Source organism: Undibacterium sp. Di27W, assembly GCF_049340345.1.
In the GTDB taxonomy this organism is placed as follows: domain Bacteria; phylum Pseudomonadota; class Gammaproteobacteria; order Burkholderiales; family Burkholderiaceae_D; genus Undibacterium.
Genome location: NZ_JBMPOS010000002.1, coordinates 643141 through 654992 on the forward strand (window position 1 = coordinate 643141; position 11852 = coordinate 654992).

Annotated in this window: 10 protein-coding genes and 2 pseudogenes; 7 read left to right on the plus strand and 5 right to left on the minus strand. The window is 44.8% G+C overall.

Features of this window, described 5'->3' with window-relative positions; translation table 11 throughout:
* The first annotated feature begins 5 nt into the window (after positions 1–5).
* Genes ACO0LF_RS07560 through ACO0LF_RS07570 form a run of 3 tightly spaced genes read left to right on the plus strand, consistent with a single transcriptional unit; the run spans position 6 to position 4197 of the window.
* Positions 6–1307: a metallophosphoesterase family protein gene (locus ACO0LF_RS07560; protein ID WP_423013441.1), complete on the plus strand. Its 1302-nt coding sequence runs from the start codon at positions 6–8 to the stop codon at positions 1305–1307.
* Positions 1304–3244 carry a hypothetical protein gene (locus tag ACO0LF_RS07565; RefSeq protein ID WP_423013443.1) on the plus strand — a complete coding sequence of 647 codons (1941 nt, stop codon included), beginning with the start codon at positions 1304–1306 and terminating at the stop codon, positions 3242–3244. The genes ACO0LF_RS07560 and ACO0LF_RS07565 overlap by 4 nt, the downstream gene beginning before the upstream one ends.
* Positions 3238–4197: a hypothetical protein gene (locus tag ACO0LF_RS07570; protein ID WP_423013445.1), complete on the plus strand. Its 960-nt coding sequence runs from the start codon at positions 3238–3240 to the stop codon at positions 4195–4197. Before ACO0LF_RS07565 ends, ACO0LF_RS07570 begins: the two co-directional genes overlap by 7 nt.
* 97 nt (positions 4198–4294) lie before the next feature.
* Here ACO0LF_RS07570 and ACO0LF_RS07575 read toward each other — a convergent pair whose 3' ends face one another.
* A complete protein-coding gene (locus tag ACO0LF_RS07575; protein ID WP_423013447.1) occupies positions 4295–5098 on the minus strand; it encodes a DNA adenine methylase in 804 nt (267 codons plus the stop codon).
* 107 nt (positions 5099–5205) lie between these two features.
* Between ACO0LF_RS07575 and ACO0LF_RS07580 the strand changes: the two genes are divergently transcribed.
* On the plus strand, positions 5206–5964 hold the full coding sequence (locus tag ACO0LF_RS07580; protein ID WP_423013449.1) for a SprT-like domain-containing protein: 759 nt from the start codon (positions 5206–5208) through the stop codon (positions 5962–5964).
* A gap of 439 nt (positions 5965–6403) precedes the next feature.
* A pseudogene (locus ACO0LF_RS07585) lies at positions 6404–6742 on the plus strand (helix-turn-helix domain-containing protein); the annotation flags it as partial.
* Between the two features lie 30 nt (positions 6743–6772).
* On the opposite strand, the pseudogene ACO0LF_RS07590 reads toward ACO0LF_RS07585, so the two are convergent.
* Positions 6773–7153, minus strand: a pseudogene (locus ACO0LF_RS07590) (exonuclease); the annotation flags it as partial.
* Positions 7154–7362: 209 nt separating this feature from the next.
* Positions 7363–7839, minus strand: a complete 477-nt coding sequence (locus tag ACO0LF_RS07595) for an HAD domain-containing protein (RefSeq protein WP_423013451.1) — start codon at positions 7837–7839, stop codon at positions 7363–7365.
* 635 nt (positions 7840–8474) lie between these two features.
* Between ACO0LF_RS07595 and ACO0LF_RS07600 the strand changes: the two genes are divergently transcribed.
* Positions 8475–8699 (plus strand): helix-turn-helix domain-containing protein, encoded by a 225-nt coding sequence (locus ACO0LF_RS07600; RefSeq protein WP_423013453.1) that lies wholly within the window; start codon positions 8475–8477, stop codon positions 8697–8699.
* 108 nt (positions 8700–8807) lie between these two features.
* Here the strand turns inward: ACO0LF_RS07600 and ACO0LF_RS07605 are convergent, their stop codons facing one another.
* Both ACO0LF_RS07605 and ACO0LF_RS07610 read right to left on the minus strand, forming a co-directional pair.
* Positions 8808–9257 carry a hypothetical protein gene (locus ACO0LF_RS07605; RefSeq protein WP_423013455.1) on the minus strand — a complete coding sequence of 150 codons (450 nt, stop codon included), beginning with the start codon at positions 9255–9257 and terminating at the stop codon, positions 8808–8810.
* 489 nt (positions 9258–9746) lie between these two features.
* A complete protein-coding gene (locus tag ACO0LF_RS07610; protein ID WP_423013457.1) occupies positions 9747–11126 on the minus strand; it encodes an IS4 family transposase in 1380 nt (459 codons plus the stop codon).
* A gap of 95 nt (positions 11127–11221) precedes the next feature.
* On the opposite strand from ACO0LF_RS07610, the gene ACO0LF_RS07615 reads away from it, so the two are divergent.
* Positions 11222–11852: PAS domain-containing protein (locus tag ACO0LF_RS07615; protein ID WP_423013459.1), on the plus strand; the 631-nt coding region annotated here is incomplete at its 3' end.

Genomic DNA, 11852 nt, shown 5'->3' on the forward strand with positions numbered 1-11852 from the left:
AAAACATGACGGAAAAAAACGTTTCAATCTCAATTGGAATTATTGGCGATCCTCATGTTGTCGTAAAAGGAGAAACTTCGCCGGCCTTGCATCTAAAAAATCAACATAGTTTTTTTGAAGTTGATAATGAAGCAGGAACTATTGGAAATTCAGCTCCAAAACAACATCCATGGCTTGACTTAATATCCCTCGTGCAAGGGGAAAATGGTAGTTCTCCAATCGAAGTTGATGCTTTACTTTGTGTGGGGGACTTGGGATTTCGTGGAAGCTCTAAATCAATTCAAGCAGCTTGGAAGCTTTTACAAGATGCGGGCAATTTAATGAAATCAGATATCGTCGCTTGTGCAACAGGTAATCACGACGTTCATTCCAGGAGCGAGGCCGCGAGTATTGGAAAAGACCCAATCCCAGGCATTGCGAAAGCAAAAGGTATTTTTGAAACACTTAAATTACTTGATCCGCCTTATCCATTGATTGCAACTAATCAGTCTTATCCGCTAAACGGACGTAGCGTTAGAGCTCAATATTTTGGCGAGGGGGCAACACTCTATGAATTTGAAAAATTCAGGCTATTGATACTAAATAGTTGTGCCGATCACGGACATGAGCCGTACGAATATGAGCATGGTGGAATAAGTCAATCCACAATTTCCGCAATTGCGGAAGATCTGGTTTTGCTTAAAAAAAAGCCAGATATGATAAACCTTGCATTGGTTCATCATCCACCAGTTCCAGATTCGGAATTCAATAGCGGAACTTTAGATCATATTCATGGTGGCGATGAATTGTTGAGATTACTCAAAGAGACCGGACAGCAATGGTTTTTCATACATGGACATAAGCATAAGGGAACAATTACTCATCCACATGGTGGTATCACGGTATTTTCTGCTGCCAGTCTTGGCATGCGTTTGTCAATGCAGACCAAGGGAGTTCGCAATCAATTCTATGTAGTGAACTTAACGTTTAATGTCGACGTCCCTCATATTATGGGAACAGTGGATTGCTGGGATTGGTATGAGAATTTAGGTTGGACCGAAGCTCGTCCAGATAATGGTGGAATTTGTCATGGCTGTGGGTTTGGAAATACCCAAACGATTCAACAATTGGCGATGCATATTGCAGAATTTGCGAATGCTTCCGTACTCCCGCTGGAGTGGTCAGAATTAATTGGTAATAACCCACATCTTCAGTTTGTAATGCCAGATGAAATGCAACTAATAAAAGAACGTCTTGAAACCAGGCATAACTTGACTATTGAGTTAGATAAATTTGGTCATTGGGACATGATTGCGAGGAAAGCATGAGTGAATCGATATTTCTGTCGGCCTTTAACGCAAAGACAATGACCTTTAGCGAAGTTGCGGATTCTTTTTGCCCCTCGAAAAAATATGAAGACTTAGCTGGCGCATGGAATGCACTCCTTATTGGGCCTAGAGGTAGTGGAAAGACTACTTTGATGAAAATGTTGAGTTTGCAGGGTATGCGTGCTTGGCCAGCGGAAAAAATAGCGTCACGTCCAGATATCAATTACACAGGAATATTTGTGCCGGCAGACATTGCTTGGAGTGAGATGGTACGCGCACTGACGCGTGACAACATTGAACCTTCGTTGGCTGGGTTAGTTGCTGAGACTGCTTTTGTAACGAATACTCTTCTTTCTGTTGCCCGGACAATCGAACTTCGCGTGGCTCGTACTGGAAATCCGAATGAGTTTAATTCGATATCCTTAACTGGTAGTGCTCATGATGAATGGATTAAACATGTCGCTAAACTTTGGGGAATAACTTTATCCTCTCTCTCGATTCGCGCGTTGACAGGGGCATTGGAAACGAGATTGATCAGGTTGAGACAGGAAGTACGGTTTGTGGCTCTTCAACCGGAAAAAATTTCAGAGAGTGGGCTTCGAGAAAGGATACCTCACCTAGGATTGCCGCTTATCGAGAGTGTCGCCCAGGCACTTATTTCCTTCAACTATGCTGTAGGTATGCCAGATCATAAATGGGCGCTGTTACTTGACGAATTCGAGGTAGCTCCATTACCCTTGCAATCAACGGTTTTAAGAGCCTTAAGAGGAGGTGCGCCCGAGCTTTTATTGAAGGTTGCACTTGCTCCTTGCGGACCACATACTACGTTAGTTGAAGACCCCAATACCAAGCCATCGGATCGCAATGACTTTCGGCAAGTTTTATTGTGGTATCCCGATCGCGGGCAAGCAGAAAGATTTTGTGAAGATGTCTGCCGCGGTTGGCTCAATAAAATTGCTCCTGAATATGCAACGTTACCGCTAAATGTTCTATTCGGATCGAGTTCTATTGCAATAGTCGACGACGACGATAGTTCAGACGAAAGTGAGCAGGATGAAACTGAAAGACAAAAGAAACTTCAGGAATTGTCTAAGTTATTCCTGGCTCTAATTCCCAAGGATCCAACTTTTGCTGAGTTCTTGTATCGGCGAAAAATTGACCCATTAGATTTAGCAGCATCTGATGGGACCTATGCTCGAGCAACGATCCGAAAAATTGCACCAATTGCAGCTTTTCGTAATGCGTACCGGAGTAATAAAGCTCTTGGTAAGAAGCGAGGCAGAAAACCGTTTGCAGCAGCGTACGTCGGTTGGGAGTCACTAGCAGCCATGAGTGAAGGTAATCCTAGATGGTTGATTGGATTGTTAATTAGTATATGGACAGGGCGATATTTTAAAAAAACAGTTCCTATCTCTATGGCCGCACAAGCGGACGCCTCTAAAGAAACGGGAGGCGCTTTTGTGGAAATGCTTCGCTCACTTGCCACAAGACCTACCCCAGACATACGAGCAGGAGAACCTGTTTTAACTATTATCGAAAAACTGGCAAAATTTTTCCATGACAAGTTAGTGACTAAATCGTTTTTAGAAGATCCACCGTTAGTCTTTGAAGTTGACGCTGCAACTCCTCCAGAAATTGAAGAGTCTTTGCGTTTAGCTTTAAATCATGGCGCAATAATTTGCTACCAAGATCCGGACAAGTCTGTCGGGTATGATTCTTTAATAGGGAGACAATTTCGTTTGGCCTTTCTTCTTGCCCAGCAATTCAAATTGCCTATTAGAAAATCCAAGCATATATCGCTATCGGCAATACTGCGCAATGAAGATGAACTAGATGATGTAAAGACTCCTGAGCCGAAATTACCTTTAGTTCAAAAAACAGTAATTGCACAAGATGTTGGTTCCAAAATTCCTCTTCAGGGAGAATTGCCGTGGTGAAAATTAGCAATATCGGTGAATTCAATTTTCAACCTGAATCAGGGAAATTGAGTCATATAACTGATGTATTTATAGGCCGCGCAGGAAAAAATTTACGCTTTCGCAAATTTCGCTCTTTGATTGAAATTCAGAGCAGTGCTACAGAAATCGGTATCGTACTTAAAGAAGTGGATATCGCATCGCTGGTTGAAGGTGCTGATACTGGAGTAAATTTTCTAACTACAATAGGTGCGATTTTTCGAATAAAGGAAATTGCTGAGGAAAAAAAGAGCGCTGGACACAATAGTTTTGGTGTGACATTAGATATCTCATGTTTGCCTCGGGGCGAGCAAGGTTCTATTTTTACTGCTATTGGAGAAATTGCAAATTCTATTGATGTGCAGTTGGGTATTGGCTACTCTCTCTCTCGCTACTCACCCCCGCCAGAAAAATGGGCCAGATCAATAACGCCCGTGGCACCGGTGCATCCAAATTTTGCCGGCTGGGGGGATCCGCTATTGCCGATTCATGTTGTTGTCGGCTTAGGTTATGAGGCTGGAAAAGCCTTTGGATCGGTTCAATATCTTGAGCCTTCGAAGTGCACACCTCTAATGCCAGTTTCGCCTGAGGAGCGCTTTCTGGGCGCTGTTAAAAACAAAAACAGCGACTTTTTAAAACGTTATCCTAATCCACTTTACTATGAAGTAATGCAGCCTGCGAGGACATATTTATCTCTGGAATCTTTGTTGAGTGGGATTCTCCGTGACCATCGCGCAATTTTACTTCCATTTGGACCGAAAATTTTATTTTCGCTTTCATTGCTCGCTGGCCTAGTGCATCCAGAAGCTGCGATTTGGTATGTTGAAGGAGAGGACTATCATCAAAGTGATGAGGGATCACCGTCTGGACATGCCTCTCTCTTTGTATGTGATTTGACTGCTAATACAAATTCTGCCGACGTCTCTTTATCTTGAGTATTTGGCAAATTAGTTTAGATGCTTGGTATAAAAAACTAATAGCTTTCGTCAATACACTTATTTATATATCTTAAATTACGATCGACTGTTTTCATCAAATGCACCAGTCATAATTTGAAACAAGTATTTCGTCAGCGCGTCTGCGTGAACCAGCGAATCCAGCGACGTTGCGGGCGACAGATAAATTATGAATTTTCCATCCTGCGAGTTTTTTGGTAATGAACTCAGATGGAGAATAGGATAGTAATATTTTTACTCCTCGGCCCGATGCAGAAAGGATGGAGTCAACTAATCGTGCCTCATCCTTATCTCGGAATGACCCTATGCCATATTCTCCACGATCACGTTTTCCACTCAAAGCATAGGGCGGGTCCAAATATAAAAAATCGTCTGTTTGAGTTTTTGCAACTTGCTCTTCGAAATCTACGCAGCTAAGCTCAGCTTGTCTTAAAGATCTTGCAAATGCCATGAAAACGTCAACATCGGGAACGTAGAGATGTCCTTGTCCACGTGCAACGTTGAATTGTCCAGATAGGTTAGTCCGGTAGACACCGTTAAAGCAAAAGCGATTTAGATAAATAAAACGAGCAGCACGATCTAACTCTTTGAGTTGATTTATGTCCATTGCCCTTAATTTATAATAATGCTCCGGCTCCTGACTCATCGCCGAAACTCTGTTCCATACAGCTCTGGGGTGGCTGCGAATGGTCTCGTATGATTCAATCAAATCTCTATTCAGGTCGCCTAATAGTGCCTCTGGAGCATTCAGTTTCAAGAACAAGACCGCAGAACCAACGAACGGTTCAACATAACGAGCAAATTCTGGAGGTGACGCAGATGCCAGGATCGGCAAAAGCTTCTTTTTGCTGCCTGCCCACCTTAAGATTGGTTCGGCCATATAGATTCCTTTTACCTACGTAATTTGAGCAATGCGCAAATTGTTGAAGGCAGAATTTGTCGAATGTTCATTTGACTTGTTATTGTATCGTACGATACAGTATAGATATGGTACATGAAACCGTCAATCCAACTCTCGATATTTATTCGAGGATTCAAAAGATATCTGAACAATTCAACGTGGCATTGTTCGAGGGGCAGTTACCGCCTGTAATTTTTACGTTGCAGCGAGGGAAAAAATCTTCAGGATATTTTTCCCCCGCACGATGGCGACATATAGAAGGGGAACTGGTTGGGGAAATATCTGTGAATCCAATTTATTTTGCTAATCGTCCAATTATCCATCTGTTTCAAACTATTGTTCACGAGCAATGTCATGTGTGGCAACATACTTTTGGTAATCCGAGTCGTCCGGGGTATCACAATGGCGAGTGGGCTGAGAAAATGCTTAAAATAGGCTTGATGCCAAGCGACACAGGTGAGCCTGGTGGGCGCAAGACTGGCCAGAAAATGTCTGACTATGTGATTACTGGAGGAAGATTTATTGAGACCTGCGAGCACTTGATGGGCCAAGATGACTTTCTTCCCTGGATTGATTTGGGAGCCGAGAAAGACGCGGTGTATCACAGGACACTGCCAGGTAAATCTGTGAATTTGACTTCAGATTGTTCAAAATTAGATATCGCGCTTGGGTCTTTTTTCCCTGGATTTGATGCTCAAAATGATTCTTTACGCAATGTTGCTCATAAAAGAAAAATTAGATACTGTTGTCCAATGTGCAGTACTAATGTGTGGGGGAAAAGTGGCCTTAAAATAGACTGTGCTGTATGTGACGTAAAATTTGAAGAGTTACCAACGAGTCTATAATAACGACCTTGAGCGATATGACGCTGCCATTCAGGTCGTGGCAGCTTGGGATCGTTGACGGAGCAAGTTTGAGCAGGACTCCAGCAACTATACGAGCCTAAAACAGCGCAGGTAAAATCCGTGCAATAACTTTTATACGCTCTTTACCGAATTGGAACAACTCGAATTTTATTTTTGGCACCGGTTTGAAACTTAATGATCTTCCGCCCGATGAGGTTGTTCGCTCATTAAGTGTGGTGTTATAAATTATTTCGATGTCGCGCTTGAATTCTCTAAAGATTCGGGATGCATCTGCATCTTCCTGACCGCTGTATAACACGATATCAATGTAGCTGTTGATTTGCACTGAAAATTGACCCACTTTGCTGGATAAATTGCATCTAAAATTGACCCACGTTTGACACACAATCCTACTTATCTTGATGAGTAGGGAGCAGGAGTGATTGACGTGGCATTACTAGGTATTATTCGACGCTGGCACATTCGTGACCAGATTCCATTACGGGAGATCGCCAGACGATTGGGCATCTCTCGCAACACTGTCCGGCGCTATCTGCGTTCTGAAGTTACAGAGCCAGCCTATGCGGATCGACAAACAACAAGCGCCATCGATAAATATGCATTACAGCTTTCAAGCTGGCTTAAAACCGAAGCGGGTAAAAATCGTAAACAGCGACGAAGCTTAAAGCAGCTTCATCTCGATCTGAAAGAACTGGGATTTGAAGGGTCGTATGACCGGGTGGCCGCCTTCGCCAGGAAGTGGAAGGTGGATCAAACTGACAGGGTCAATTCAGCTAGCAAACGAACACAGAGCAGAAAAGCCGAAGGGGCTCTCGCCAGCATATCGAATCAAATACCAATAAACGAACAGGAAATCGAAACCAGCAGGAAATGCTACAAAAATCGGCTTTCCCGGTAACGATTTGATCCAGCTAACATATCTGATCATTGCAACTTGAGGTAATTCCAGATTTGACCGGCAGGCTGCCCATGCCTCCGGTTGCGTAAGCCACCAGACCTCGGTATCGGGATTTGCTGAGGCATCCGGTAATGTCTCCAGATTGGCGGTGAACGTACCAATCAGGTGTTTATCGGCCGTATAGGCTGCCGATCCGAAACTCAACATTGAATTCGGCCCAGGAATTGGGCCGTCGGTTTCAACATCGGTACTGATATAAATTTCTTCCATTGGTTTTTCTTCGATTTTAAGTTTTACGCCCATGGTGACCATCATTCTTGCTGCAGGTATCTTGATCGTGTGCAGGAAGATATGGAGTTGCAGGCAGGTTGATTGGTAACATCTACTTTTTATAGTGCGATGAATTTGTTCGTTGCTATGCAAGGGTCTATGGTGCCACGGAAAGGCTAGCTCTCTTGCAATGGTCAGTTTCCCATCTACTAAATTCTTTGCACCGTAACTCTCCTGGTCCCTGACTTTGCCAGCAATAGCCTTAGCATTTTTTCGGCATGCTCATCAAACCCGATTATTGGGTCGGTCTTAATCAGGTTTTTTAGAAACGGTTTGAAAAGATGTGACTTGTCATCAATGGCCACCCAATCGCTCCACGGCTCACCACATTGCCGCAGCCAGCCCTCAATTTCCGCATGCCTTTGATATCCGATTACCTCAACAATATCAGGAATGTCATACCAAAAAGGGGTGGACCCAATAACACGGGTGCCAATATCGACCGAAAAAAAAGATTTGAGTAGAGAGACTGGCCGCTTTTCTCGCCAGGTACTGGAGATCACAATCTGTACCTCGGGGAAGTCGCGAAGTACAGATTCCAGACGGGGCAGACATGAAAAATATTGAGATTTATCGTAACAAGGATCAGGATGTAAAACACCATCAAAATCTAAAAACAAGAACATGGATTACTCTGGAATGTGAACGTGACGTAGCTCTGCATCATGACGAAGTCTCAAATCAGGATGCTGGGGCTGTTTGCCAGAATTTGATCTATTTTGGTCGTCGGCCATTTTGTCTAAAGTAGTGATAGAGCTTCCTTGCTCCAAGGAAAAGAATCCCATAGACGAATATGTACAAGACCGGTCCAAATACATGATCCAGAGTCAAACCGAGTTTTGGGAATATACGCTGCAAAAAGAATACACCGAGGAGATAACTCAGGGCAGTTAGGCATAACCAACCCCAGCCCGTGACTTGTCCACCAGATTCGTACATGACCACACCACAGTATCTGCAAATGTGCTGCATCTTAAGATATCGCAGTTTACCAAGCAGAAACGGCCGGTAGTGCCAAAGATGTGGCGTACCTTGCTGCTTGCAATGCGGACATTCTATCGAATCCATATGAACCTCCTTGGTGCCAAGTTTTGAATATCTCAGATGCCTCGAAGAATAAAGCGCAAGAAAAGCACGTAGGATGTTTCACGTGGTTTGGCGTGTTAGCAAAGCATATATTCTTCGATTAATTCCCAATATATTGGGAAGACATAATATTAACTGAAGATCATGATTTCTCCCACTATATTGGGAGAAATATTTGGATCCAGCGATTGTCTTCGGTCGAGTTTTGCGACAGCTTCGGAAAGAAGCTGGCTTGACGCAGGAGCAGCTAGGATTTGACGCCCAGGTCGAGCGTAAATATGTCAGCCTGATTGAGCTTGGTCAAAATCAGCCTACCGTAAGAGTGATTTTTAAGTTGGCGGCAGCACTTGATACGACCCCGTCACGTATGATGAAACTGGTAGAGGATGCGCTTGAGTAAGCTGCTGGAAGGGATGACGGTTGATACTTCCTATGGAGTGCCGGATGCTTTCTTCGGCTATGCAGCCGGTACCAACTGTCGATCCTTACCCTTGAAATACTACAAATTTTACAAATATGTGTTAACTGAAAATTGGCACTGAAGTTCTAGGGCGTCCTGTACATCCAGATCAAGGTTGGCATCGATTAATTGCCGCCCATCCTGAAGAACAAATATCTGTACCCATGGCTCTTTAGGTCCAAAATTTCCATACTTTATTTCAGACAAGGCGTTCAGCTCCCAGTCACCAGATTTACTCAACCAATTGGGTGAGAACAGGGATACTCTGGTCAACTGCAATTTCTGGTGTTTCTGGATGGCCATGCAAATGTCCTCCAGATCTGCAAGGCTGCCTGCAAGTTTGCGGGCGGTGAGGCTTGCATATTTTTTATGCTGGACGTACTCAACAAAAAAATAAGGAAGATTTAGTTCCAGGTCGACACACCTCCAGTTATATACCGGAGATTTCGCTGAAGAAAAAAAATTACGCTTCAGGTAGGAATCATTCGTTGTGATCATTAATGCTCGCTGGTACTACTGTAAATCGTTTGAATTGAATTGCTCGAAATTTTGCGCGGAAAAGCTGAGAGATAATTGCTTCATGCAGAAATAAATGCCTCTTTTCCAAAAAATTGCAAGACTGCAAATGCATATTTCGATATTAACGTCATCTGTCTTTATTTGCCTCATTCCTAATATATTGGGAATCTGCAATATTAACTGAAAATTATGATCTCGCCCACCGTATGGTCTAATTATTTTTGAATGGCAGTCTGACCAAGCCAAGAATCTGGCGTTGGCGAAACCTAGTGGGTCAATTTCCAGTCCAAACCGCCACATTCCTTTTGATTCAATTTTCCCTACCAGTTGGTCACTAGTTCGCAGCCTAACTTAATAAATACTTGAGTTATACTCTCGACAATCTTAATTTGACTTTGGAGCAATCCGATCATGAAAGAAACTACCGGCCAAGCTGCCCCAGTCCTAGCCCTGATCATTACCCACATATTACTTATTGCTCCGCATGATTAGAAACATGTCGGTGATATGTGGCAGGTGTTGGAATCCGCGCCATAAAACTTGAGGACCAGGTGCGCCGTCGCCTTTACGTGCCAAGAATCCCCCTAGTTTGGCAATCCACAAGATGACTTCCGCTAGGGAAGGGGGCGTTGCAATAGGGTTTGACACACGCTTGGTGTTGCAATACAGCGCTTGCCATTCTTCGTCACTGAGCAAGACGGTGCACGGCAAATCTGGATCAATCCGGGCTAGCATCGTTGCATACAGAATACGCCATGCGACTATGGAGTAAAGCGTCAGGGCTACAGCCAATCGCTCAACTGTTTCCAGTTGACGTGATTCGATACGGCAGCCCGACTTTAATACCCGATGCCATACTTCAATGGTCCATCGGCAAGTGTACCAATGTACCCGTTCGATAGCATCGTCAATAGTGAGTGTGGGTACTGTCGTGAGCAACATCCATTCAATCGCACCCTCGTATGACGGGGTTTCCTCGCTAGCTAGAATGGCCCACACGCTAATGTCTCCAAGCCGCTTTTTGTCATGCGGTGGTTTGATCCGTACCGGAATGCTACGAAGTGCGAGCGTACATTGGCGCGCAGGAGCGCCAGGATGTCGTGGCACCGTAATCTGTACCGTTCCCATCTGGGGCGCTGCACGCAGTGTTTCCCACAAATAGTGATGACTACTGTCGACAGCACGATTCCAGGCAGCTCGTACCAGCAATTCCACCCCAACGGCGCGCTCCATGGCAAATAGTTCATACATATCCGCTTCCCGGTCACCCACACTGATGAAGCTTGTTTGTGGTGCAGCCTCACGTGCAGTAGCCAAGGCCTCGACACTTTCGAGCCAGCGAATACTTTCCTTATTTTTGATGGAGCGTTTCTTACGTGATGCCAGCGCACCGTATGTCGCTTCGTCGCGTACCCAATTTCGTTGCGCCAGCAGACCTAGTGGTAATCGCTCTGGTGTCACTGCCAATGTGCTATGGCAAACCACACCCCGACCCCAGTAGTTACCCAGCGCACCAAGCCCCGCTGTGGCTGGATGATTTGTCCAGTCAAGATAGGTCGTATCTTGGACTGCGAGAACAATCGGCACTTGATGCGCACGCGACCAAGTGGCGTCGACATGTCCCGCAAGAATATGTTCAGGAACCGCTTTTACATTATCAAAGAATCGATATGCCGCTTTCAGGTCCCCCCATTTTGGTAGCGCCTGAGGTAGGGAAGAGTCAGGTTTGCGGGCGAGCGTACGCGCCAGCAATACTAAGCGTGATGTCAGACGTTTGTCGCCAAGTTGCACTAAGCCCAATTCGTTTTCGGCCCAGTCGCAATCCTCTTGGTCTTCGTCAATGTCCATTCAGGGATTTTAATTATTTTCACGAATCAAAAGTTAACATCACTATCGTCTGTTTACAAGAAATTTCTGTCAAATGTGAATTTGTCAGGAAAGATGTGGGTAATGATCAGGTCCTAGCCGGCGGAAATCCCACCCACTATGTGACAGGGCAGAACGAAAAGCAAAGGCAGTTGCTGGAAGATCAAGAAGAGTTGGACTTTGCCCTGGTCGCCGCGGATTTGGTTCAATGGGCTCTCAATCTAAACGACCTTACTGTTAGCCGCACACTAAGACACGATCAGCTATTCGGTTATAGCAGCTTGCTTCCGGTCTGGACCTATCAAATGTTCCTTGAGCATGTTGTCCCTGAAGATAGTGCAAGGGTGGATGAAGATTTCCAAAAATCTGTTGCGACGGGTGGGACATGGTCGATTGAGTGCCGTATCCGTCGGGCAGACAGGGAAGTGCGACATATTTGGGTGAAAGGGCTTGTTCGAAGAGACGACGCGGGGCAAGCCGATCGCATGTTTGGCATTATCGGTGACATCACAGATCGCCGGCAGGCTGAGGAGCGGCACGCATTCCAAATTCGGCTGTTTGAAACCTTACGCTCTATATCTGAGGCGACTGCCGTACAGGCTGAAGCAAGCCGGATGTTGGGTGAATACCTGGGAGCAAACCGTGTTGTTTATTTTGAGATCACTGGCGATGAATATTTGATCGAGCGGGACTACACTTCAGGCGTCT

Excerpts from the sequence above, each read along its gene's own strand:
- ACO0LF_RS07560 (WP_423013441.1), top strand. The coding sequence starts at position 6 with ATGACGGAAAAAAACGTTTCAATCTCAATTGGAATTATTGGCGATCCT.
- ACO0LF_RS07575 (WP_423013447.1), bottom strand. The coding sequence starts at position 5,098 with ATGGCCGAACCAATCTTAAGGTGGGCAGGCAGCAAAAAGAAGCTTTTG.
- ACO0LF_RS07610 (WP_423013457.1), bottom strand. The coding sequence starts at position 11,126 with ATGGACATTGACGAAGACCAAGAGGATTGCGACTGGGCCGAAAACGAA.
- ACO0LF_RS07605 (WP_423013455.1), bottom strand. The coding sequence starts at position 9,257 with ATGATCACAACGAATGATTCCTACCTGAAGCGTAATTTTTTTTCTTCA.
- ACO0LF_RS07595 (WP_423013451.1), bottom strand. The coding sequence starts at position 7,839 with ATGTTCTTGTTTTTAGATTTTGATGGTGTTTTACATCCTGATCCTTGT.
- ACO0LF_RS07580 (WP_423013449.1), top strand. The coding sequence starts at position 5,206 with ATGGTACATGAAACCGTCAATCCAACTCTCGATATTTATTCGAGGATT.
- ACO0LF_RS07565 (WP_423013443.1), top strand. The coding sequence starts at position 1,304 with ATGAGTGAATCGATATTTCTGTCGGCCTTTAACGCAAAGACAATGACC.